The sequence below is a fragment of the Kribbella monticola genome, assembly GCF_003261635.1.
GTDB classification, from domain to species: Bacteria; Actinomycetota; Actinomycetes; order Propionibacteriales; family Kribbellaceae; genus Kribbella; species Kribbella monticola.
Window position 1 is genome coordinate 94,385 of sequence record NZ_QFXK01000029.1, and the last position, 23,235, is coordinate 117,619.

18 protein-coding genes are annotated in these 23,235 nt (G+C 67.6%); 11 read left to right on the plus strand and 7 right to left on the minus strand.

Translation table 11 applies throughout. The features are described 5' to 3' along the window. Window positions 1–10 precede the first annotated feature (10 nt). Window positions 11–1,576 carry a GGDEF domain-containing protein gene (locus DIZ26_RS14245; protein WP_232828339.1) on the plus strand — a complete coding sequence of 522 codons (1,566 nt, stop codon included), beginning with the start codon at window positions 11–13 and terminating at the stop codon, window positions 1,574–1,576. Here the strand turns inward: DIZ26_RS14245 and DIZ26_RS14250 are convergent. Then, window positions 1,570–3,003, minus strand: coding sequence for a DUF7059 domain-containing protein (locus tag DIZ26_RS14250; RefSeq protein ID WP_112241361.1), 1,434 nt, complete (start codon window positions 3,001–3,003; stop codon window positions 1,570–1,572). The genes DIZ26_RS14245 and DIZ26_RS14250 overlap by 7 nt on opposite strands. 132 nt (window positions 3,004–3,135) lie before the next feature. On the opposite strand from DIZ26_RS14250, the gene DIZ26_RS14255 reads away from it, so the two are divergent. Further along, on the plus strand, window positions 3,136–4,521 hold the full coding sequence (locus tag DIZ26_RS14255) for a hypothetical protein (RefSeq protein ID WP_112241362.1): 1,386 nt from the start codon (window positions 3,136–3,138) through the stop codon (window positions 4,519–4,521). A gap of 7 nt (window positions 4,522–4,528) precedes the next feature. Here the strand turns inward: DIZ26_RS14255 and DIZ26_RS14260 are convergent, their stop codons facing one another. From DIZ26_RS14260 to DIZ26_RS14285, 6 genes are all read right to left on the minus strand, one after another. Next, window positions 4,529–5,320 (minus strand): class I SAM-dependent methyltransferase, encoded by a 792-nt coding sequence (locus DIZ26_RS14260; protein WP_112241365.1) that lies wholly within the window; start codon window positions 5,318–5,320, stop codon window positions 4,529–4,531. Window positions 5,321–5,323: 3 nt separating this feature from the next. Further along, window positions 5,324–6,118, minus strand: coding sequence for a DUF2785 domain-containing protein (locus DIZ26_RS14265; RefSeq protein WP_112241367.1), 795 nt, complete (start codon window positions 6,116–6,118; stop codon window positions 5,324–5,326). A gap of 216 nt (window positions 6,119–6,334) precedes the next feature. Further along, complete coding sequence (locus DIZ26_RS14270; RefSeq protein WP_112241369.1) at window positions 6,335–7,090, minus strand: hypothetical protein; 756 nt, start codon at window positions 7,088–7,090, stop codon at window positions 6,335–6,337. A 1-nt stretch (window position 7,091) separates the two neighbouring features. Then, entirely contained in the window at window positions 7,092–8,093 is a 1,002-nt protein-coding gene (locus DIZ26_RS14275) for an ABC transporter ATP-binding protein (protein ID WP_112241371.1), read from the minus strand. A gap of 379 nt (window positions 8,094–8,472) precedes the next feature. Continuing rightward, window positions 8,473–10,779, minus strand: coding sequence for a sodium-translocating pyrophosphatase (locus DIZ26_RS14280; RefSeq protein WP_112241373.1), 2,307 nt, complete (start codon window positions 10,777–10,779; stop codon window positions 8,473–8,475). Window positions 10,780–10,996: 217 nt separating this feature from the next. Then, a complete protein-coding gene (locus DIZ26_RS14285) occupies window positions 10,997–11,326 on the minus strand; it encodes an STAS domain-containing protein (protein WP_112242100.1) in 330 nt (109 codons plus the stop codon). 254 nt (window positions 11,327–11,580) lie between these two features. Here DIZ26_RS14285 and DIZ26_RS14290 point away from each other — a divergent pair, with 254 nt between their 5' ends. The 9 genes from DIZ26_RS14290 (at window position 11,581) to DIZ26_RS14330 (ending at window position 22,998) form a co-directional block, all read left to right on the plus strand. Continuing rightward, window positions 11,581–13,896 carry a DEAD/DEAH box helicase gene (locus tag DIZ26_RS14290; RefSeq protein WP_112241375.1) on the plus strand — a complete coding sequence of 772 codons (2,316 nt, stop codon included), beginning with the start codon at window positions 11,581–11,583 and terminating at the stop codon, window positions 13,894–13,896. A gap of 39 nt (window positions 13,897–13,935) precedes the next feature. Next, window positions 13,936–14,430: a hypothetical protein gene (locus DIZ26_RS14295; protein WP_112241378.1), complete on the plus strand. Its 495-nt coding sequence runs from the start codon at window positions 13,936–13,938 to the stop codon at window positions 14,428–14,430. A gap of 444 nt (window positions 14,431–14,874) precedes the next feature. Beyond that, window positions 14,875–15,642 carry an RICIN domain-containing protein gene (locus DIZ26_RS14300; RefSeq protein WP_157979711.1) on the plus strand — a complete coding sequence of 256 codons (768 nt, stop codon included), beginning with the start codon at window positions 14,875–14,877 and terminating at the stop codon, window positions 15,640–15,642. A gap of 590 nt (window positions 15,643–16,232) precedes the next feature. Beyond that, window positions 16,233–17,657: an extracellular solute-binding protein gene (locus DIZ26_RS14305; protein WP_112241383.1), complete on the plus strand. Its 1,425-nt coding sequence runs from the start codon at window positions 16,233–16,235 to the stop codon at window positions 17,655–17,657. Further along, entirely contained in the window at window positions 17,657–18,580 is a 924-nt protein-coding gene (locus DIZ26_RS14310; protein WP_232828340.1) for a carbohydrate ABC transporter permease, read from the plus strand. Before DIZ26_RS14305 ends, DIZ26_RS14310 begins: the two co-directional genes overlap by 1 nt. After that, window positions 18,577–19,398, plus strand: coding sequence for a carbohydrate ABC transporter permease (locus DIZ26_RS14315; protein WP_112241385.1), 822 nt, complete (start codon window positions 18,577–18,579; stop codon window positions 19,396–19,398). Before DIZ26_RS14310 ends, DIZ26_RS14315 begins: the two co-directional genes overlap by 4 nt. After that, the gene (locus DIZ26_RS14320) at window positions 19,398–20,483 is read left to right on the plus strand and encodes an ABC transporter ATP-binding protein (protein ID WP_112241387.1); all 1,086 of its coding nucleotides are present in this window, start codon (window positions 19,398–19,400) and stop codon (window positions 20,481–20,483) included. The genes DIZ26_RS14315 and DIZ26_RS14320 overlap by 1 nt, the downstream gene beginning before the upstream one ends. Continuing rightward, window positions 20,483–21,733 (plus strand): CehA/McbA family metallohydrolase, encoded by a 1,251-nt coding sequence (locus tag DIZ26_RS14325; protein ID WP_112241389.1) that lies wholly within the window; start codon window positions 20,483–20,485, stop codon window positions 21,731–21,733. The genes DIZ26_RS14320 and DIZ26_RS14325 overlap by 1 nt, the downstream gene beginning before the upstream one ends. A 644-nt stretch (window positions 21,734–22,377) precedes the next feature. Then, window positions 22,378–22,998, plus strand: a complete 621-nt coding sequence (locus DIZ26_RS14330; RefSeq protein WP_112241391.1) for a response regulator transcription factor — start codon at window positions 22,378–22,380, stop codon at window positions 22,996–22,998. Window positions 22,999–23,235 lie beyond the last annotated feature (237 nt).

Genomic DNA, 23,235 nt, shown 5'->3' on the forward strand with positions numbered 1-23,235 from the left:
AGGAGGTCGCGTGCGCGAGACGTCTGGGGTGACCGCCCGGATCGCAGCGGCGATGACGCGCGCCCAGTCGGGAAATCCGGCCGAGGCCGCGAGCGACATCCGCGCGCTGCTGAGTGAACTCGGTCCGGAGCCGTCGAACGAACGCGCCGCCGCGGAGTACGTGCGAGCCGTCACGGCCCATTACCGCGCCGACTTCGAAGAGGCGCTGGACGCGGTGGACGGCTGCATCCGGGCGTCCCGGGCGATCGACGAACCGGGCTGGGAGGCGAACGCGCTCGCGCTGCGCATCGTCACGCTCATCCGGGCCGGCGAGGGCGGCGATTCGGTCGCCGACCTGGTCGCCGCCGAGAATGCGCTCTCCCAGACCCGTGACCGTGGTCTGGCCGGCTGGGCGCACACCGGACTCGGCTACGCCTACGACCTGCTGCGGTTGTTCGAGTTGTGCATCCCGCACTTCGAACTCGCTGCCGAGGCCGACACCGATCCGCTCGGGCTGCCGGAGTCCCCCGCGATCAACCGGCTCAACCTGGCCGAGTCGAACCTGCGCTGGGCGCACGAGATGGAACGGCTCGGCGACCCGGCGTACGACGAGGAGATCCGCCGCCGGCACGAAGAGGCGCGGCGCTGGGCGGGTGAGGCGATCGAGGTGATCGTCGGCGCGGATCTGATCGGGTACTGGCCGATGACCGGACGGATGTGGCTGGCGGCCTGCGACCGCGAGTCGGATCCGGCCGGCGCGGCGGTGATCCTGCGCGACTGCCGTGATCAGCTGGCCAAGCTCGGATCGATGGAGCTGGCCGCGATCGCAGGAGCCTATCTCGCCAAGGCCTATGCGGCGCTCGGCCGGCTCGATGACGCGCTGGAGGCGGCCGACCGGGCCGGCACCGATCTCCCGCCGACGTCGGACCCGCCGGTCGAGGCGCTGGTCCGGCACACCGCAGTACAGATCGTTGCGGGCACAGGCGATTCCGGCGCTGCGATCGGTCTGCAGTACGCGCGAGCGATCACGCGCGGCTGGTGGGCCGAACGCCTCCGCGGCCTGTACGCCGTCCGCAGCGCGCTCGCGAACCACGAGCTCTCGATCCGGCACGACGCCGAGTGGCGAGCCGCGCGAGAAGATCCGCTGACGGGCGTCGGCAACCGGCGGGCGCTCGACGAGCGGATGTCGCTCGCCGTCGACTCGGGACGCTCGGTCGCCGTGATCGCCATCGACGTGGACAACCTCAAGATCGTCAACGACAGCCACGGGCACGCCTGCGGAGACGCAGTACTGCGCCGGGTCGCGCAGTTGCTCAGCGAGCAGTGCCGGGCCGAGGACGTCGTGGCCCGGGCGGGCGGCGACGAGTTCGTCGTCGTCCTGGACAATCCCGACGAGCGCGGCGCCCGCGAACTGGTCGAGCGGATCAGGGCGACCGCCGAGCGAGTCGCAAGCACTGCTGTCGAGCCGTGGTTCATGATGCTCCGCCTCAGCATCGGCCACGCCACCAGCACCGACGGCACCCCGATCAGCGAGCTCCTCACCGAGGCCGACGCCCGCATGTACGCCGAGAAGCGCCGTCGCCGGTCGGCTCAGTAGGTCAAAAACCCTTCTGTGATGAGGGTTCTGATCTTCGGCAGGTACTCGGTGTGGACGTCGTCGCGCTCCAGCAGGCTGCCGAGCGCGTCGAGGATCTGGCCGACGCTGAGCTCACCGTCGCATGCTCCGACGAATCCGGCCAGCACGGTGTCGGCCTGCTCGGCTCTGCGCATCCCGCGCTGCCGTCGAAGCACGATCGTCGCGGGATCCTCGGCACCGGGCTGCCCGGCGGTCTCCTGGACCACGTCGTCGGCGACCACGAGGTGCAGGCCGGTCAGATCGGCCGGCAATCCCTCACGGCGCTCGAACCGCTCGAGCACGGCCGGGCCGATCGGCTGCTCGATCTCGTACGGCCAGTCCTCGGCATCCAGGCTGCCGGGGAGATTCCGCAGGTTGATCCACCCCATCCCGATCGCCTCCACCCCTTGCTCGTCGAGCCACCGCAGCCACGCGTCGTACCGGCTCGTGTACTCCGGCCGTCCGTGCAGCCCGGCGTCGCGCAACCACAACTCGACGTACTCCGCCGGATCCAGCTGCTCGCGCTGAACCGCCCAGGCCGCCCGATCCCCTGTCCAGGAAGCGATCCGCTGCTGCCAGTCCTCTCCTTTGATACACGTCCAGTTCGCGAGCAGCTGGCACCAGCCGCCTTCGGTCAGCTGCCCCGGCGCCTGCCGGACGAGCTGCTCGACCACCGAATCCCCCGCGAACCCGGTCTCCCGATAGGTCAGCCGCCCATCGCTCGGCGGCGCAATCACGTACGGCGGGTTGCTGACGATGAGGTCGAAGCGCTCGCCCGCGACCGGTTCGTAGAGACTACCTTCGCGGACATCCAGCTCGATCGCGTTCAGCGCGGCCGTCCAGCGGGTGAGCTGGAGTGCGCGGGGATTCACGTCCGTTGCGACTATGTGGTTGACGCGGTCGGTCAGGTGCAAGGCCTGGATGCCGCAGCCGGTGCCCACGTCGAGCGCCTTCTCGGCCTTGATCGGAACGGTCAGCTTCACCAGGCTCAGACTCGCCGGCGCGATGCCGAGGACGTAGTCGGGCCGCATCGGCTCGCGGCGGCCGTCCAGTCCTGGCGTCAGGTCGGCGACCACCCACCACTGCCGCTCGTCTTCTGCATAAGGCCGGATGTCGACGGCAGCGGTCACCTCATCACCGTGTTGCTGGGTGATGCCTAAGGCAAGTAATTGCGGGAACGTCTGCGGAAACGCCTTACGGGCGGTCGTTTCCGGCACTGGTCGCTGCAAGAGGAAGAGCCGGATCATCGCATCGATCGGCTCGCCCGCGGCCGTTCTGCTCGCGGCGAGTGTCGTCTCGTTCCGCGCCAGCGCATTGTTGGCCTGGACACCCAACCGCTCGGCGACCCCATCGACCGTGTACTCGGCCGCGCCGAACTCGGCACGCAACTGCTCCGCTATCGCATCCACGGCTCCATCCTCCCAGACGTCCCTGAGGTGGCTCCCAGAGTTATCCACAGGTTGCAGATTCGGGCCGACGGGAGCGGGTCCGATGCTGGCATATTCAAAGCATCAGAAGGTCGCAGCCGAAGGGAATGACGGATGAAGATGCGTGCGGGGCTCGCCGTGGCCGCGGGCCTGGTGCTCGTGTCCGGATGCGGGGCATCAGGGCTGGAGACAGGCGCCGGGACGGTCGAGAAGAAGACGGCCGAGGCGTTCCTGACGACCGCCGAGTCGGCTTGGCACCGGCAGGTCGACGACGAGTCGAACAAGAACCTCAGCGCCGAGGCGCGCTGCTATTTCGTCACCGGTGCCGATGGCAACAAATCTCTGGGAACGGTCGCCTGCGGTCCGCTCCGCCGCCTGGGCAGTGCGGAGCGGCAGGTGTGGGACGTGGCCCGGATCGAGACAACAGGAGGGGACAAACCAGGGCTGGAGCTGCCCGAGGACGAGCCGTGGAAGATCTCCCAGGTCAGACCGGACAGCAGCGAGCTCTGGCGTCCGGACGACAAGAAGGCTGCTGACGACGCGGACGTCCTGGCGGCGCCACCCGCGCCGGCTGCTCCGGCCGGCCTGACCCAGGTGAGCGACCAGAGCCAGACTTTCGATCTCAAGCCGGCGGGCGACAAACTCGTCGTACCGGACGGAACCCTTACGCTGAAAGGCATTGCTACCCCCGAGACGATCGGCAGCGGTGCCGAGGTGCGGGCACCTGCCAGTGGTGAGAAGTTCATCGCCGCTGTGTTCGGCACTGCACCGACCATGGATCCCTTGACCGGGCGCGAGCTCGTCGATCCTGCGAGCGGCGACGCAAAGGCCGTTGCGACGAAGTGGACCGTCACAGTAGGCGGTCAGCAACGACCGGTGGACATCCTTCCCGATGCGGCCGGCTCGGCCGTCGTACCGGAGCGGACCTTGATCGCCTCGGTTCCGAAGGACGCCACCGAAGTGTTGCTGACAGCAACCAATGGACCGGTCGTCCAGACCCTGTCCCTGACCACCGGGAAGCGGACCAGCACGACCGCGGCAGCCTTCTACCGAACGGGAACGATGGCCACGCTGAACAAATCCGTCCCCACCAAGTCGATCACCCTTGGATACAGCTTCCGCAGCAAATTCTCGTATTCGCTGGGCCGGGCCGCCTTGATGCCCTGGGATCCCGCAGCCGGGTGGGCGCCGGACGGCCAGACGTGGATCCGGGTGGAGCTGAAATCGAGTCTGGAGTACACGTTCCTCCAGTACGACAAGTCATGGGCCGACCCGATGCTGACCGCCACCGCCGACGGCACCTCGGTCGGGAAATCGGCCGGAGTCAACTCTCCGGAGGCCGACATCATCGCCATCGCAGTACCGGCCGGGGCCAAATCCGTCCAACTCAAGGCGCAGCCACGACTGAACTTCACCAGCAACAGTTTCAGCCCTCACAACTCACCCAAGTCAGGCACGGCCGTCTACCCAACTCTGACCGCCACAGCCACCTTCGGCTGAGGTGTGATCAGCGGGCGGTCGTGTAAAGCACCGTGCCGGACTCGACGAACGCTTCTGGAGGGAGTTCGGCCAGTTGCCGCTCGGCATCCGCCAGGCATTCTGCGCGGAGGTCGGCCCCCAGCAGGGCGAGCCGCCGCGCCATCGCCCCGATGACCTGGGAGTGCGAGAGGAACTCCTGCGCCGTGGGGTGATGGTGGAACCGCTCGACGGTGATCTCAACCCGGCCGAAGTTCGCCGCTCTCAAGGCCGCCTCGAGCTCGACCGGGTCGGAGGTGACCGCATTGGACGGCATCTGCGGTGAGGGATCAGGCGGAGCGCCGTACTCGTCGATCACCCGCACCCAAACCTCGTACGCCGGATGCGGGTCGTGGCCGGACCAGGTCACCGCGGCGAAGGAACCACCAGGCGCCATCACCCGGCGTACCTCGGACAGAGCAGAAGGGAGATCAGGGAGATGGAACAACACGAACGGCATGACGACGGCGTCCAGACTCGCTTCGGCGAACGGCAGAGCCTGGACGTCGCCGACCACCCGGGCGAACCGGGCCGGCGCCTGGCGGAGCATCGCCTCGGTCAGATCGGCACCGATCACCCGCGCCTTCGGAGCGAGCTGCTCGAGGTGAGGCAGCAGCCGGCCCGGACCACAACCGAGCTCGGCGACGCGACGGGCTTCGTTCAGGTCGAGACGAGCCGCGACCGCCCGCGCGTGCACGGCAAGGACGTCGGCCCACTTCCCGGCGTACGCGGTGGCGACAGTGGCGTAGTTCGCGCGGATCGCGGCGGTGACGGGTTCGGTCATCGATCAGAAGTAGTACGGAGTCGCGGCGCGGAAGACGTCGACGAGCTTGACCTTGATCGCGTCGCGATGACGGACCCGGACCGCCGGCTTCTCGCGGTCCAGCAACACACCGTTGTCGACCATGGCGTAGACGACGCGCAGGGTGCGGAGGGTGTTGGAGGACTCGGGAGCGATACCGCCCACCGTGTGCATGCTGATCGCGCGGACCGCGGGGTCCAGCCAGCTGGTCGCGTCCGCAGCGCTGAGGTCCGGCCGGGTCAGGGCGGCCGACAGGGCGAATCCGAGCCGGTCGTCCTCGAGATCCTGCATCACGTGGTCTGTGGGGGTCAGCAGACGCCCGATACCGAGCCGGAGCATCTCCACCGGCTCGACGGCGGGAACGAGCGCCAGGGAGCCCAGCAGGTCGCTGCCGTGGGCCATCGCGTGCAACCAGCCGAGCTTCGGGTCGTAGCCGCGCAGATCCTCCTCGGCGACGTACCAGCGCTCGAACGGCGGCACCCAGGCCGGCTCGAAGACCCCGGCCGACACGATCGAGTCGAGGATCAGCGGCGCGAAGGTCCGCGCCTGGATCTCCTCGTCCCCGAACCGGCCCACCATCTCGTCCCCGAGCGCCCGAAGCTGCTGGGTACTCAGCACTCCCTTCCCGATCCACGTCGCAAGCGTCGAGTACGCCTGCCCGTCCCGAACAGCGGGATCGGGCGACCGCAACATCCCCGACAGCTCACCCACCAGCTCAGCAAGCGGACGATCGGTCGGAACAGGAAAGCCATCGGCGCGAACCCGCGCCCAGTCGGTCATGCAGCGCAGGCTAGACGTTCACCAGGCCCACCCGCCACACAACTCGCACCCGACCCCCCAGGCAAAGGAAGCGGCCCGTGGTGCATCTGGTGGATGCCCCACGGGCCGCAGCGACCAGGACCCCTCAGCCCGGCCGGGCCTTCATTCTCCCCCGCCACCGATCCCCAGCGGACCGACGGTCTTCCAACTACCTGTACCGCCTGCCGAACGCGAGGATCAGGCGTCGCGCCTGCTGGCGCTGATCAGGGCGATCGTCAGCAACGCCGCCGCCCAGCCGGCGAAGTACAGCAGTGCCAGCCAGGGTCCCATGGCGTAGTCACCCTGGGACCCGGCCAGACCGAAGTCCTGACCCTGGTTCAGGAAGGAGCTGCCATTGGCGAACGGCGACCACTGAGCCATGTCGTCGCCGACCTTCGGGATCAGGTTGAACAGGTTCTCCACCAGCAGCGGCCAGAGGATCAGGATCGCGATCGCGCCGGCGCTCTGCCGGATCAGGATGCCGATCGCGACCGCGATGACGGCCGAGAGGGCGAAGATCAGGCCCTGCCCGGCCAGCAGCCGCCACTCGGCTGGGGTGTCGATGGACAGGTCGGCACCGCTGACGAACAGGTTGCCGATACCCCACGCCCCGAAGGACGCGATCAGACCGACGACACCGGCCAGGAAAGCGACCACCGCGGTCTTGCCCAGCAGCAGCGCGGTGCGCTGCGGCACGGCCTGGAAGCTGGTCCGGATGGTGCCGAAGCGGTACTCGGTGGTGACGGCCAGCGCTGCCATCACCATCATCACCATCTGGCTCAGCTGCGCCCCGGGCTGGGTGATGAAGATCGTGGCCCGCTGCTCGTCCGCGCCCTTGAGGAACCCGGTGGTCAGCGCTGCGAAGCCGATGGTCAGCACGGCGGCGACGATCATGCACCACCACGGGGAGCGGGTGGAGAAGAGCTTGATGCGCTCGACTGTGATCACCGACATGTCAGTTGTCCTCCTTCGGCCCGGCGGCCACCTCGGCGCCGGAGACCGGCGGAACCGCGGTCACGTCGGTGACTGCGGCAATCTCGTCGTGCGCGTGGTACTGGACCGAGTCGCCGGTCATCTGCATGAACGCCGCTTCCAGCGAGCCACGCTGCAAGGTCAGCTCGTGCAGCACGATGCCCTCCGCGGCGGCGGCCTCACCGATCTGGTCGGTGGTGGTGTCGCCCTCGACGAACAACACCTTGCCCTGGTCCTCGACGTCCTCGATCCGGGTCACCAGCTGCTGCTGGTTGAGAACGCCCTGGAGCTGGTCGAGTTGCGGGCTGCGGACCTTCACGGTCGTGCCGCTCGCGCGGTCGACGAACTCGGTGGTGGTGCTCTGCGCGATCAGCTTGCCGCGGCCGATCACGATCAGCTCTTCGGCGGTCAGCGCCATCTCGGACAACAGGTGGCTGGAGACCAGCACGGTCCGGCCCTCGTCGGCCAGGCGGTGCATGAAGGTCCGGATCCAGACGATGCCCTCGGGGTCGAGTCCGTTGACCGGCTCGTCGAAGAGCAGGATCTCCGGGTCGCCGAGCAGGGCGCCGGCGATGCCGAGGCGCTGTGACATACCCAGCGAGTAGGCCCCGGCGCGCTTGTTCGCGACCGAGGTGAGGCCGACCATCTCCAGGGCCTTGTCGACACTCGACTTCGGCAGCTTGTTGGAGGCGGCCATCCAGGCGAGATGTGCCCGGGCCGAACGGTTCGGGTGCACCCACTTGGCGTCCAGCAGGGCGCCGATCTTGGTCAGCGGCTGCCGCAGGTCGCGGTAGTGCTGGCCGTCGATGCGGACGTCGCCGGAGGTGGGGGTGTCGAGTCCCAGGATCATCCGCATGGTGGTGGACTTGCCGGCCCCGTTCGGGCCGAGGAAGCCGGTCACCTTGCCGGGCTTCACCTCGAAAGACAGGTTGTCAACGGCAACAGTTGCGCCGTATCGCTTGGTGAGGCCTTTTGCCTCGATCATCGCCGTACTCCTCGTTCGGTGGCGCGCCAGTGAATCCTCGGGCGGGCTGTTGCTATCAGTATCGAGGCCAGGTCGGGTCATCACATCGGACCCCGGGCGGATCCGGTGTGTCCACCTCTGGGTGGATTCTGCCGTTGCCACCCTGGACCCCGCCATCGGTTAACTCCCTGACCCGCCCCCGACGATCCCTCACTCGCAAGGCTCACGCATCAGCCGAAAGTAGACGGCTGCCGGTCGAAAGTCAGACAGACGATAGCGGTCCAGCGACCAGACCGCCCGTGGAAATCCTTGTATACAAAGCGCAAAGCCCGCCGGAGAGATTCTCCGACGGGCCTTGCGGTCACTGCTGAGTGCTGTTTGTCCTGACCTGCTGGTCAGATCACGCGGCGGCGTTCACCTCGGCCGGGGTGTCCGAGATGACGGACTCGCGGCGCTTGGAGACGATCACGGCCGCGGCGATGATCACCAGTGCCACCAAGGAGATGGCGATCCGCAGCGCGGTGTTGGTGTCCTCGCCGATGGTCGACATCCCGACGACGGCCGGAGCGATCAGCACCGACACCAGGTTCATCACCTTGATCAGCGGGTTGATGGCCGGGCCGGCGGTGTCCTTGAACGGGTCGCCCACGGTGTCACCGATGATGGTGGCCTCGTGTGCCGGCGAACCCTTGCCGCCGTGGTTGCCGTCCTCGACCAGCTTCTTCGCGTTGTCCCAGGCGCCACCGGAGTTGGCCAGGAAGACGGCCATCAGGGTGCCGCTGGCGATCGCGCCGGCCAGGTAACCGGCCAGTGCCGAGGCGCCGAGGCCGAAGCCGACGGCGACCGGGGCCAGGATCGCGAGCAGACCAGGGGTGGCCAGCTCACGCAGCGAGTCGCGGGTGCAGATGTCGACGACCTTGCCGTACTCCGGCTTGCCGGTGCCCTCCATGATCCCGGGGATGTCCCGGAACTGGCGGCGTACCTCGTACACGACGGCACCGGCGGCGCGGCCGACGGCGTTGATCGCGAGACCGGAGAACATGAACACGACGGCAGCGCCGATGATCAGGCCGACCAGCGTGGACGGGTCGAAGACCAGGGCGTCCGCGTTGAACGCGGCGTCGCCGGCGTCGTTCAGCACCGCGTAGATCGAGTCCGTGTACGAACCGAACAGCGCGGTCGCGGCCAGTACGGCGGTGGCGATCGCGATGCCCTTGGTGATCGCCTTGGTGGTGTTACCCACGGCGTCCAGCTCGGTCAGGATCTGGGCCGCCTCGCCGTCGACGTCACCGGACATCTCGGCGATGCCCTGCGCGTTGTCGGAGACCGGGCCGAAGGTGTCCATCGCGACGATGACGCCGACGGTGGTGAGCAGACCACAACCGGCCAGCGCGATCGCGAACAGCGCGACCACGCCGGAACCGCCGACCAGGAACGCGCCGTACACGGCGGCGGCGATCACGAGCGCGGTGTAGACGGCCGACTCGAAGCCGACCGAGATGCCGGACAGGATCACGGTCGCGGCACCGGTCAGCGACGTCTTGCCGACGTCCTGCACCGGCTTGTCCTCGGTACCGGTGAAGTAGCCGGTCAGCGCCAGGATGATCGCGGCCAGCACGATGCCGATGATCACCGACACCGTGGCGATGACGCGGGGGTCACCGTCGTGGGCGGAGATCGCGTCGGTCGCGCCGGTCAGGTCGCCGAACTTGGCCGGCAGGTAGACGAACGCCGCGATCGTGCAGAGCACGGCCGAGATGAAGGCCGAGATGTAGAAGGCCCGGTTGATCGTCTTCAGACCGTTCTCGCCGGTCCGCGGCTTGGTCAGGAAGACACCGATGACCGCGGTGACGGCGCCGATGGCCGGCACGATCAGCGGGAAGATCAGGCCCTGCTCGCCGAAGGCCGCCTTGCCGAGGATCAGCGACGCCACCAGCATCACGGCGTACGACTCGAACAGGTCGGCCGCCATACCGGCGCAGTCACCGACGTTGTCGCCCACGTTGTCGGCGATGGTCGCCGCGTTGCGGGGGTCGTCCTCGGGGATGTTCTGCTCGACCTTGCCGACCAGGTCGGCGCCGACGTCGGCGGCCTTGGTGAAGATACCGCCGCCGACCCGCATGAACATGGCGAGCATGGCGGCACCGAAGCCGAAGCCCTCGAGCACCGTCGGGGCGTCACCCTTGAAGAACAGCACCACCGCGGCGGCACCCAGCAGGCCGAGGCCCACCGTCGCCATGCCGACCGTGCCGCCGGTCCGGAACGCGACGCGCATGGCAGGTTCGCGCCCTTCGTCCCGTGCGGCCGCGGCGACGCGGACGTTGGCCCGGGTCGCGAGCCACATGCCCAGGTAGCCGATCGTGGCGGAGAAGCCCGCACCGACCAGGAAGAAGATCGACCGGAAGATCTTCAGCGTGGTGTCGTTGTCGCCGTCGCTGTGCACAGGCAGCAGGAACAGCAACAGGAACGCGACCACGGCGAAGACCGACAGCGTCTTGAACTGGCGGTTCAGGTAGGCGGCAGCACCTTCCTGGACCGCCTGGGCGATCGTCTTCATACTTTCGGTGCCATCGTTCGCGGCAAGCACCTGACCGCGGAACACCATCGCGATGGCGACCGCGAAGATCGCGATCACTCCGACGACGATGACCAGCGTGGTGTTGCTCGACGAAAGATCCACCGCTTGTACAGCAAGCGACGCGGACATCCGTCCTCCTTGTTGGCAACCCCTGTGGACTTGACGGCCCCCGTAAGCCGCTACCGAAGGGTTGGGAAATACGAAACAGCACCAATGACCTGGCGCGGTGGGTCACTCTAACGGGTAATCCGACCAGACCTGACGACAGGGTGGTCTACGTCATACCCGGGCCGAAGGGCAAGGCCGGCACCCTCCGTAGTCACAGCAACACCTTTTCCCGGTCGCCTCAGATGGCCGAGGCGACATCGGGGTGGATGTCGAAAACCTTGGTCAGGCCGGTGATCCGGAAGATCTTCAGCAACCGTTCCTGCGTACAGACCAAGGACAGCGACCCGTCGTGGGTGCGGACCCGTTTCAGTCCGCCGACGAGTACGCCGAGTCCGGTGGAGTCCAGGAAATCCACTCTTTCAAGGTCTACGACCAACTCGTACTGCCCCGCGTCGACCAGCGAGACGAGTGTCTCGCGCAGCTTCGGCGCGGTGTAGACGTCGATCTCCCCGCCCACCTCGACGACGGTGCGCCCACCCTCCGAGCGCGTCGTCAGCGACAGATCCACTTCGGCCTCCGATCCCGTGAACTGTTGCATTCAACCATGTACGGACCGTGAGTAGGGCCGTTGCGGAAAACTCTTTCATTCCGGCTCATCCCGCGTCGACCTCCTCGACAGAACTGTTGTGTGCATCCGCATTTGCAGCCGCCCGCGGCGTCCGACCGTGCACATTCCGGGCACGTTCCGGCACCCTGCGTCGTCCGAAGTTGTCGACGGCCCCGACTACGCTCGCGGTATGCGTGAGGGCGGTGAACAGGCAGATGCACGACAGCGGTGAAGCAGCGCTCATACTCAAACGCTTGGCTGCCGGGCCCGGCCGGGCCGAACGGCTCACCCACGTCGAATCCGTGCCGCCCCGGCAAGGCCGCACCGGCGCCTGGCCGCGCTGGGTGCCTGCGGAAGTGCTGAGCCAACTCGCCGACGCCGGCGTGACCGAGCCGTGGACCCACCAGGTCGCGACAGCCGAGGCTGCCTACAGCGGCAAGCACGTCGTCGTCGCGACCGGGACGGCGTCGGGCAAGTCGCTCGGCTACCTGCTGCCCGCCTTCGCCACGCTGAGCATCGCCCAGTCGGCATCACCCCATCGGCGTACGGCGTCAGTTCTGTACTTGTCGCCCACCAAGGCGCTCGCGCACGACCAGCTGCGCGCGGTCTCGGCGTACTCCGTGCCCGGGTTGCGCCCCACCACGCTCGACGGGGACTCGGAGCGGACCGAGCGGGACTGGGCCCGGGACCACGCCACCTATGTACTGAGCAATCCGGACATGCTGCACAGATCGGTGCTGCCCAACCACCAGCGGTGGGCCAGGTTCCTCGGCTGCTTGCAGTACGTCGTGGTCGACGAGTGCCACCACTATCGAGGGGTGTTCGGCGCGCACGTCGCCGGAGTACTACGCCGCCTTCGGCGCGTCTGCGCGCAGTACGGCGCTCATCCGATCTTCATCTGTGCGTCCGCGACCGTTGCTGAGCCGGCCGTGTCCGGTGAGCGCCTGACCGGCCTGCCGATGGTGGAGGTGGTCGCGGACGGCTCGCCCCGGGGCGGCATCTCCTTCGGCCTGTGGGAGCCCCCGCTGACCTCGGCGAGAGGAGAGAACGGAGCCCCCGTACGCCGTTCCGCGACGGCTGAGGTCGCCGATCTGCTCACCGATCTGGTGGTGTCGGGAGTCAGGACCGTGGCGTTCGTCCGATCCCGGCGCGGCGCCGAGACGGTCGCGTTGACCGCGCGCGACAACCTTGCCGAAGTCGACCCGGCGCTGGCCGACCAGGTATCGGCGTACCGGGCCGGTTATCTCCCTGAAGAGCGGCGCCGGCTGGAGGGGATGCTGCAAAGCGGGGAGCTCACCGGCGTCGCAGCGACCAACGCATTGGAGCTGGGCATCGACATCGCTGGGCTGGACGCAGTACTGCTGTCTGGTTGGCCGGGGACGCGCGCGTCGCTGTGGCAGCAAGCGGGGCGAGCAGGACGGACCGGTGGCGATGCACTGGCTCTACTGGTCGCCAGGGACGACCCACTGGACACCTATCTGGTCCGGCACCCGCAAGCGATCTTCGGGCGACCCGTCGAGGCGACAGTGTTCAACCCGGAGAACCCGTACGTGCTCGGCCCTCAGCTCTGCGCGGCGGCCCAGGAGTTGCCGCTCACGCCGGCCGACTACGAGATCTTCGGAGCCACCACCGAGAACGTGATCGGCCAGCTGGTCCGGCAAGGGCTGCTGCGCGAGCGGCCGCACGGCTGGTTCTGGACCAGGCGCGATCGAGCCGTCGACGCGATCGACATCCGCTCGGCCGGCGGCAAGACCGTGCAGATCGTCGAGGACCAGACCGGCCGGCTGCTCGGTACGGTCGACGGCGGCTCGGCCCACGCCAGCGTGCACGAGGGCGCGGTGTACGTCCACGCCGGCGAGTCGTACCTGGTGCGCAGCCTCGACCTCGAGGGGCACGCCGCCATCGTCGAGCAGGCCTCACCGGACTACACCACTTTCGCCCGTGACAAAACGGAGATCAGCATCCTGGCCGCCGAGCAGACCCAGGCCTGGGGCTCGGCGGAGTTGTCGCGCGGCTGGGTCCAGGTGACCAGCCAGGTGATCTCGTACCAGCGCAAGGAGCTCGGGACCGGCAACATCCTCGACGAGCAGCCCTTGGATCTCCCGGCGCGAACGCTGCGCACCAAGGCTGTCTGGTGGACCATGCCCGACGCGCTGGTCTCGGGACTCGGTCTGAGCGACGTACCAGGGGCCGCGCATGCGGCAGAGCACGCGTCGATCGGGCTGCTTCCGTTGTTCGCCACTTGCGACCGCTGGGACATTGGCGGCGTCTCCACCGCCAGGCACGCCGACACGGGCCGGCTGACGGTCTTCGTGTACGACGGTCACCCGGGCGGCGCGGGGTTCGCCGAGCACGGTTATGCCGCGGCGCGCGATTGGTTGACCGCGACACGTGAGGCGATAGCACACTGTGAGTGCGTGGACGGGTGCCCGTCGTGCGTACAGTCACCCAAATGTGGGAACGGGAACAACCCACTCGACAAGAGCGGCGCAGTCGCGCTGCTCACAGCACTTCTAGGCAGTGAGGCCTAACCGTCCAGCAGTACGGCTGCTGGAAGAAAGGCAGCGACCATGCTGGCCCTCGGAATCGTCCTGATCGTCCTGGCCGTCCTGTTCGGTCTCGGCGTCTCGGTCTCCTCCGGCGACACGACCAAGATGTCGGTGTTCGGCGTCGACTTCGGACTCGCCGTGCCGACCCTGTTCCTGCTCGGCGCCGCGACCGGAATCGCCCTGTTCCTCGGCCTGTGGTTGACGAAGAAGGGACTCGGCCGCGGCTACCGCCGGCACAAGGAGGTCAAAGAACTCCGCCAACAGGTCGCCGCAGCCCCCACCACCACCGAGCCCACCGAAGGCGCGACGACCCTCGACGACGACCGCACCACTCTGGACCGCGACACCCGGCCCGAGGTGGCCGACGACGCTGTCGTCCCGCGCCACGCCGCCACCTCCAGTGACTCCGTCGATGACGAGAACAGCCGCACGGTCGACCTCGACGAGGCGGACCGGCTCGCCCGCGAACGTCATACCGTTGCCGACGGCACCGAAACTGGGGAGCGCCGTCCCTGACGCCGGAGGAACTGAACGACCTTCACCATCGCGCCCTTGCGGAGAAGTGCAAACTCCTTCCCTGCAAGGGCGCAGTGCTGCGCACGAAAAGTTGTAGTATCTCGATCGAGCCACAGCCGCCACTCGATCCCGGCACGGCAGACCCGCAACCAGATTTCGATGCCCTGCGCAACCATTCGCGGCTGGCAGTTAGTTGCCATTGGCATCAAGTTTCCGGGATTGTCCATAACCACCTCCGGCTCTCTTGTGCATTACTGGTCGTGGCGTCAACGTCGCGTTGAGTCACCGTCGGCCTTCCGGGCCACACCACCTCCTGACGGAGGATCGACCCGCACCGCATCCCACGCGCAAGGGATGTCGTCGCGGCCCCCGGAATCGGCGCGCTCTCGCCTCGGGGTCCCGACGACCTGACGCCGCGAGATAGCACGACCTCTGGAGGTTGTCTTGATCATCCGTAGATTGTTGAGCCGTACCGGCGTCGCAGTGCTCGCCGTCAGCGTCGCCCTGGCCACGGCCATCCCGGCGCAGGCCGCGGCACCCGCCCAACCGGTCGGCCCACCGCCCGGCGTCGAGGTGGGCGTCGTGAAGCAGATCGCCAGCCGGGCCGACACCCGCTACTGCCTCACCTTCGTCACCGCGAACAAGGTGCCGATGGCGGTGATGATGGCCTGCGCTCCCGGCAAGGAGGGCAAGACCCAGGAGTGGGTGTACACCGAGAAGGGCCAGTTGCAGGTCGCGATGAGCAAGAGCGTCGGTGGCGCCCTTGCGAAGACGGGTGCCTGCCTGGACACCGGCGCGGATCTGGTCACACCACCGGCCGACGCGCCGGTCCTGGTGCTGCCCTGTCGTGACGGTGCCGGCCAGAAGTGGAACTACGACACCACTGACGGTTCCTTCACCAACGCGGCGAGCGGTCTGGCACTCAGCTCGCTGATCGGCAAGGGCAAGGCCAAGCAGGCCCAGCCCACCGGTGACCTCAAGGCCACCGGCGCCCCGTACCAGGGCTGGAGCGCCTTGCCGCTGCCGGGCCTGGACATCCTCGGCGCGGTGCTGGCACTCGTGAACGCACTGCTGGCATCGCTGGGCCTGGCCCTGCCGCTGCCGATCGCGAACGCCGCGACGAGCCTTCTCGACCTGGTCCGGGCGAAGAACCCGGTCCCGGCGCAGATGACGACACTGCCGAAGCAGATGATGCAGCTGGCCAGGCGCTGATCGAGAAGGATCCTCTGGTACCACGAGGACGGCCGGCCCCGACGATGTCGGGGCCGGCCGCTTGTTTCGGTCCTTTCTGTGCGAACCGTTTGTTCAGTTGTGAACCGTTGCGGGTTCGGGTGGTGGAGCGGTGGATCCGGTCGGCATCCGCTGCTTGCGCGTCAGCGGAGAGTTCCGATCACCGCCGTGGGATCACCACCAGCAGTGGTGGTGCCAGTGGTGCCAGTAGCCACAGCCGAGAAGGTCGTCCAGAAGTCCGAGCAACATTTCGTCACCTCCGATCCAGGGAACCCGATCGGCACTGACGCTACCTCCAGCAGTCACCCTGTGTATCTAGACCTGGACTGTTTGTGACAGAACCGCGAGCTAACTTCAACTTCATCGCAACGGTTGCCGCCTGCATCGGATTTGACCTGCTCGCACCGCTCGGAGAAGTGGCCACCGGCAACGGTCGGCTGGACCCCGGGTCGAGGATCAGTAGGAAAGTGACTATGTTCACCGCCGGATGGGTAAAAGTCTTCACATAGTTCCCGGCGAGTGCCAAGGTGGACCGGCACCGCCTGGACCGAACCCCCGCAAGGAGCCCCCTGATGCGACGAATTTCGCGGTTGTCCCGGCTGGCCGTTCTCGGCTCGGCCACCGTCTTGCTGCTGACCGGCTGTCTCGGGTCGTCCGGCGACGGCTCCGGCGACCAGGACTCGAACCGCAACGCCGATGCCAAGAAGGTCGAGCTGACGATCGGCTCGAACTCGGTCAAAGGCGGCAAGAGCAGCGCCGGCGCCACGTTCACCGAGGACGTCCTGATCCCCAAGTTCGTCGAGGCGCAGAAGGCCAAGGGCGTCGACGTCACGGTGAAGTTCCAGGGCGACGGCTCCGACGACGAGGTCTACAAGCAGAAGCTCGCGCTCAGCCTGTCCAACAAGGCCGGCCCCGACCTGTTCAGCCTCGACGGCATCTGGGTCGGTGAGTTCGCCCAGGCCGGTTACATCAAGCCGCTCACCGACACCGTCGGCGACGCCGCCAAGGTGAACGACTGGAACGGCTGGAAGCAGATCCCCGAGTCGGTGCAGCAGCTCGGCTCGTTCGACGGCAAGCGGTACGGCGTACCGGGTGGCACCGACGGCCGCGTGCTGTTCTTCAACAAGAAGCTGTTCCAGCAGGCCGGACTGCCGGCCGACTGGCAGCCGAAGTCGTGGGACGAGATCACCAGCGCGGCTCAGGCGCTGAAGAAGCTCCCCGGCGTCACCCCGGTCCAGATCAACGCCGGTACGGCGATGGGCGAGGCCACCTCGATGCAGGGCGTGCTGCCGCTCCTGGTGGGCACCGGCGCGACCATCAACAGCGACGGCAAGTGGCTCGGCAACACCCCGCAGCTGCGGCAGGTCCTCGACTTCTACAAGACGATCTACGGCAGCGGACTGGGCGATCCGGTGCTGCAGCGTGAGGCCAAGGGCCGGGACAAGTCGTTCGCCGAGTTCGCCGCGAACAAGATCGGCATCCTGCTCGAGAGCGACTACTTCTGGCGCAGCGTGGTCGAGCCCAAGGAAGGTGTCGCCAAGATGGCCGACCGGGACACCGCCGTGGGCTACGCGCTGATCCCGGCCAGCAAGCCGGGCGCCGGCGTCAAGGGCCAGGACTTCGTCTCGATGTCCGGCGGCGGTGCGACCGCGATCAACCCGAACACCAAGTTCCCGCAGCAGGCCTGGGAGCTGCTGCAGTTCATGAACTCGGCGGAGATGGTGAAGGCCTCGCTCAACGGTGCCGCGAAGATCACCCAGCGCACGGACGTCAACACCGAGGTACTGGCGGGCGACCCGATGCTCAACTTCGTTGCCACCAAGGTGCTGCCGATCACGCAGTTCCGGCCGGGTCTGGCGGAGTACCCGAAGATCTCGGCCGCGCTGCAGCAGGCGACCGCGGACGTGGTCGGCGGTAAGTCCACCGACGCGGCAGCGAAGAGCTATCAGGCCGCTGTCGAGGCCGCCGCCGGCAAGGACAAGGTCTCCAGCAGCTGATGACCACCGCACCTGCACCCGTGCCGGGACGCCCGGCACGGGTTCGTGGTCCGGCCCAGGACGTCGCGGGTCTCGGTGTTGCCCGAGCCGTCGGCTTCCTGGCCCCGGCCCTGTTGCTGATCGGCGCCTTCCTGGTCTTCCCGGCCATCTGGACCATCTACATCGGCATCACCAACTACCGGCTGACCGGCGTCGAGGCCGTCTCGCCGTCGATCGTCGGACTGGCCAACTACACGAAGGCGCTCAACGACGCGCTGTTCCACAACGCGCTCTGGCTGACCGTGCTGTTCGTGCTCGGCTCCGCGATCGTCGGCCAGAACATCCTCGGGTTCGCGCTGGCCTGGACGATGCGGCGCGCGCGACCGGCAGTACGCCGTACGGTCGAGGGACTGGTGTTGCTGGCGTGGATCCTGCCGTCGACCGTGGTGGCCTACTTGTGGATCGCGTTCTTCGACCGGGACACCGGCACGCTCAACAGCATTCTCGGTACGCAAGGCACGGCCTGGCTGATCGACTACCCGATGGTCTGTCTGATCGTCTTCAACACTTGGCGGGGCACAGCGTTCTCGATGATGCTCTACTCCTCCGCGCTGCAGGCCGTGCCGCCGTCGCAGCTGGAGTCGGCCCGGATGGTGGGCGCTTCGGGCTGGCAGACACTGCGCGACGTGGTGTTCCCGCACATCCGCGGGCACGTGCTGACCAACACGCTGCTGATCTCGCTGTGGACGGCCAACGACTTCTCGCCGTTCCTGCTCACCAAGGGCGGCCCGAACCACGAGTCGGAGACAGTGCCCGTCTACATCTACAACGTCGCGCTGCAAGGCGGTGAGCTGGGCTACTCGTCGGCGATCTCGTTCCTGCTGCTGATCGCGAACCTGCTGGTGGCACTGCTCTATCTGCGGCTGCTGAGGAGGCGGTCATGACCCCGGCCTTCGTCGTACGCCGGATCGGCTTCTACGTGCTGATCTGTGCGATCACGCTGTTCTTCGCAGTACCGATGCTGTGGATCGCTTCGGCGCCGTTCGACAAGTCACCCGGGCTCGGCGTGCACTGGCCGGACTGGACGCTCGACAACGTCCGCAAGACGCTGGACCATCCGTATGCGATGCACTCGATGGTGAACTCGCTGCTGATCTGTGTCACGACGGCAGTGGCCGTCACCGCCTTCGCCGCACTTGCCAGCTACGCGCTGTCGCGGGTGCGGATCCCGGGCCGGGACGCCTTGCTGTACGGGCTTCTGTTGCTGTCGTCCGTGGTCACGGGGACTGCTGCGATGGTGCCGATCTTCGTGATGATGTTCCAGCTCGGGTTGATCGATTCCCGCTTCGGGGTCGCGCTGGTGATGACCGGCGGCCTGTTGCCGGCGGCAATCTTCATCCTGAAGGACTTCGTCGACGCGGTGCCGAAGAGCTACGAGGAGTCGGCGCGGGTGTTCGGCGCCTCGACGTTGCAGATCCTGCGGGACGTCGTACTGCCGGTGGCGCGGCCCGGTCTCGCGACCATCCTGGTGTGGGCGTTCGTCAACTCGTGGGGCAACTTCCTGGTGCCGTTCCTGCTGATCCGGTCGATCGACAAGCAGCCAGGCGCCGTGCTGCTGCAGACCTTCACCGACGAGGGCGGCAGCGCCAACCTCTCGGTGATCCCGGTCTTCTCACTGCTGTTCTCGATCCCGGTGGTCGTGCTTTATCTGTTGGTGAACTCGCGGTACGGGTTCCGCTTCCATGGAGGGATCAAGAGCTGATGGCCGGTATCGACATCGAAGGTCTGGCGACCGTCTACCCGAACGGCGTGCGCGCCGTCGACGGGCTCGACCTGACGGTGGCCGACGGTGAGTTCTTCGCGCTGCTCGGTCCGTCCGGGTGTGGCAAGACGACGCTGTTGCGGACGATCGCGGGGCTGGAATCCGCGACCGAGGGCTCGGTGCGGATCGACAGTACCGACGTCACCAGGCTCGAGCCGGGCAAGCGCGGCGTGGCAATGGTCTTCCAGGACTATGCGCTGTTCCCGCACATGAACGTCTCGGAGAACATCACCTACCCCTTGAAGGTACGGCGGGTCGCCGCGGCGACGCGCGCTTCTGTCGCCGAGAAGACCGGCGACGAACTGTCCTTGCAAGGGCTGCTCGAACGGCGGCCGGGTCAGCTGTCCGGTGGTCAGCAGCAGCGGGTCGCGCTGGCGCGGGCCATCGCCTCCGAGGGCAAGGTGCTCCTGCTGGACGAGCCGCTGTCGAACCTGGACGCGCGGCTTCGGCTCGAGGCACGGACGTTCTTGAAGAAGCTGCAGAAGGATCTCGGCATCACCACCGTCTTCGTGACGCACGACCAGGCCGAGGCACTGGCCCTGGCCGACCGGATCGCAGTGATGCAGTCCGGCAAGTTGCGGCAGCTCGGTAGCCCGCGTGAGGTGTTCGCCCGGCCGGCCAACACCTTCGTGGCCAACTTCATCGGATCGACGCCGATGAACCTGCTGCCGGGGACGGTCGCTTCGGACGGGGTCTCGATCGCTGGTGGATCGTTGCCTGCGGCTACTGGTTCGGTTCCGTCCGGCGCGGAGGTGACGGTCGGCGTACGGCCGGAGTACCTCACCTTGTCGACCGGCGATGTGAGCGGGCCCGCGGTTCGCGGCTCGGTGGTCGTGGCGGAGAACCTGGGCACGCAGTCGCTCGTCACGGTCGACTGCGACGGCACACTGATCGGCGTCACCGTGCCGGAGGAGGACGAGCCTTCGCCCGGTACGCCGGTGGTTCTGACGGCCTCGGAGCAACGAGTCCTCCTGTACGACAAGGAGTCCGGCGAGCTGCTGGCCCGGCAACCGGCGGTCGTCTGATGGCTGTCACGAGTTACCGGCAGCGCTGGACCCTCGACGACAGGGCTTCGTCCGTCTGGCATTCGCTGCCGGTCGACATCCCTGCGGGCTGCGCTGGGTTGTCGGTGACCTTGACCGTACCTGCGGTCGAGGGTGCGGTGATCGATCTCGGGTGCGAGGGCGCCGCCGGCTGGCGCGGCTGGTCTGGTGGCGCCCGGCAGTCCTTCGCGATCACGCCAACTGCGGCGACGCCTGGGTACCTGGCTGGTGAGCTGGAGGCCGGCACCTGGTTCGTGGTCATCGGACTACACCGGGTGCCTGTCGAAGGTGTCGAGCTGGTTGTCGAGGCAGTCACCGGCCCGGTCTCGGTGATCCCGGGCCAGGAGGAGTACGCCGCCTTGACGGCTGCTGTCGGAGTACCGGCTCGGCCGCCGCGCCGCGAGCTGCCGGCGGCCGACGGGCTTCGGTGGGTGGCTGGTGACTTCCATGCGCACTCGTTGCACTCGGACGGCTCGACTCCGGTCGCCAACCTCGCGGCGCTCGGAGTTTCGGCCGGGCTGGATGTCATGGCGATCACCGATCACAACACCGAGGCGCATCACGCCGAACTGCCGGGGGTCGGGCGGCAGTTCGGGATCGGGCTGATCCCTGGTCAGGAGGTCACCACGGACACCGGCCACGCGAACGCCTTCGGCGCGATCGGAGTGGTCGATTTCCGGCGGCCTGCCGCTGACTGGGTCATCGAGGTTGCCCAACGCGGTGGGCTGTTGTCGATCAACCATCCGCTCGGCGGGGACTGCTCGTGGCGGCATCCGCTGCCGGAACATCCGCCGCTTGCCGAGGTGTGGCACTCGTCTTGGCTCGACCATCACTGGGGCGGCCCGGTCGCCTGGTGGCAGGCGTGGGGTCTCGGCTCGACAACTCCGATCGGTGGCAGCGACTACCACAACACGTCCTCACTGACGACGCCCGGCATCCCGACCACCTGGATCGCCATCGACGCCGCCGCCGAGGGTCCCGACGAACTCGTTCCCGCCGTACTGGAAGGCCTCGCCGCCGGCCGCACTGCCATCTCCGCCGGCTACGACGCACCCGTAGTACTCCACAACGGCAACGAACTAGTGGTCATCGACGCCCCCAACACCCTCCTCCTCACCGCCGACGGCACCCGCCACCCCATCCACACCCCCTACGAAACCCTCCCCGCCCCCACCACCCCCGGCACCGCCCTGATAACCCACACCAACCGCTTCCTCTCCCTAACCACCTAACCCCCACCGCCACCCACCTCCTCCACACACCCCACTCACCCTGGGCCAGCGCCGCCACCAACTCCCCCCTTCACGCGCCCGCTCACCCCCGCCGACGGCAGCCCCCATCGCCAGCATCAGCACCCCCACCACCTGACACCAGCCCCACCTGATCACCGGCCCACCCGCTTCGGGCCTTCCCGCCACGCGCCAGCCCGGTGACCAGCACCGCCGCCACTGCCCCTCCACACGCTCGCCCCCTCGTCGGCAGAACCCCATAGCTAGCAACCGCACCCTCCCCACCTAACCGCCCCGCCGCCACAGCCACAGCCACAGCCACCGACCTTGCCCGCGACCCGCTCACCCCGGGCTGGCATCGGCGCCAGCCAGGAGCGCCTTCCTTCCTCTTCACTTATTGCTGTGGGCCTCTATCGGTCGCAGTGATTGCAGGAAATGGTTCGTGGCTGGGCGTGCTGATTTCTTCGGCAAGGGTGTTTGTGAGGCGGCAGGTACCGGTGGGTCGCGATCTGGTCGCAATCTGGTAGAGATGGGGCGTTGATGTGGACGGCACCAGCCGGCTGCGTTCATGATCTGGAACCGAAGTCCTGCCCAACTCCTCCCGGACGCACTTCCCCGGCGCCCGGACGGTCACCCCGGAGGCTCGTTTGCCCGACCGCATCCGGCTGCTGCTGGTCGACGACCAGATCCTCAGCCGAGGCGTCCTCAGAAGCGGCCTGGAACGCGAACGGGATCTGGAGATCGTCGCCGAGATCAACCGGACCGATGATGTCGTCGGCGCCGCCAAACGCCACCGCGCGAACGTGGCGTTGCTCGACGCAGCCGGCCCGGGCTACGACAGCATCCACGTGACCACTGAGCTCCGTACTTCGATGCCCGAGTGCCGCGTACTGATGCTCACCACCTACGGCCGCCCCGGCCACCTCCGCCGCGGCCTCGATGCAGGCGCCAAAGGCTTCGCACTCAAAGGCAGCCCGACCCCGCAACTGGCCGACGCCGTACGCCGCGTGCACCTCGGCCTCCGTGTCGTCGACGCCAACCTGGCCGCCGAGACGCTGCTGTACACCGAGACGCCTTTGACCGAAGGCGAAACCAGCACCCTCCGCGCCGCCCGCGACGGCGGCTCCGTCGCGCTGATGGCGCAGAAGCTCGCCGTCTCCGAACGCGTCGTCCGCACCCGCCTCTGGTCAGCCATCGGCAAAACCGGCGCCCGCACCCGAGCCGACGCCATCCAAATAGCCGAACACAACGGCTGGCTAGCCGACTAACCCAACCCCGCGCAGCCCGCATGCACGGGCAGCAGCGGCGAACGCGCTAGGACTGGATCCCTCGGCAGCCGGATCTGGTTGCGCTCGGAAGTGGGAGGCGCAGAGCCCGGGCGGCGCGATTGGCATGGGCAATCGTCTACAACTCCCCTGGGAATGGCGCCGCACAGCAGTTGGATCTGGTTGCGCTCAGAAGTGAGACACGGCTGGAACATGGGCAGCCGCAACTGGCAAGGCCAA

Bases quoted from the DNA above. Each gene is read 5' to 3' on its own strand.
- DIZ26_RS14255 (WP_112241362.1), top strand. From the start codon at position 3,136: ATGAAGATGCGTGCGGGGCTCGCCGTGGCCGCGGGCCTGGTGCTCGTG.
- DIZ26_RS14260 (WP_112241365.1), bottom strand. From the start codon at position 5,320: ATGACCGAACCCGTCACCGCCGCGATCCGCGCGAACTACGCCACTGTC.
- DIZ26_RS14265 (WP_112241367.1), bottom strand. From the start codon at position 6,118: ATGACCGACTGGGCGCGGGTTCGCGCCGATGGCTTTCCTGTTCCGACC.
- DIZ26_RS14270 (WP_112241369.1), bottom strand. From the start codon at position 7,090: ATGTCGGTGATCACAGTCGAGCGCATCAAGCTCTTCTCCACCCGCTCC.
- DIZ26_RS14275 (WP_112241371.1), bottom strand. From the start codon at position 8,093: ATGATCGAGGCAAAAGGCCTCACCAAGCGATACGGCGCAACTGTTGCC.
- DIZ26_RS14280 (WP_112241373.1), bottom strand. From the start codon at position 10,779: ATGTCCGCGTCGCTTGCTGTACAAGCGGTGGATCTTTCGTCGAGCAAC.
- DIZ26_RS14290 (WP_112241375.1), top strand. From the start codon at position 11,581: ATGCACGACAGCGGTGAAGCAGCGCTCATACTCAAACGCTTGGCTGCC.
- DIZ26_RS14295 (WP_112241378.1), top strand. From the start codon at position 13,936: ATGCTGGCCCTCGGAATCGTCCTGATCGTCCTGGCCGTCCTGTTCGGT.
- DIZ26_RS14305 (WP_112241383.1), top strand. From the start codon at position 16,233: ATGCGACGAATTTCGCGGTTGTCCCGGCTGGCCGTTCTCGGCTCGGCC.
- DIZ26_RS14310 (WP_232828340.1), top strand. From the start codon at position 17,657: ATGACCACCGCACCTGCACCCGTGCCGGGACGCCCGGCACGGGTTCGT.
- DIZ26_RS14315 (WP_112241385.1), top strand. From the start codon at position 18,577: ATGACCCCGGCCTTCGTCGTACGCCGGATCGGCTTCTACGTGCTGATC.
- DIZ26_RS14320 (WP_112241387.1), top strand. From the start codon at position 19,398: ATGGCCGGTATCGACATCGAAGGTCTGGCGACCGTCTACCCGAACGGC.
- DIZ26_RS14325 (WP_112241389.1), top strand. From the start codon at position 20,483: ATGGCTGTCACGAGTTACCGGCAGCGCTGGACCCTCGACGACAGGGCT.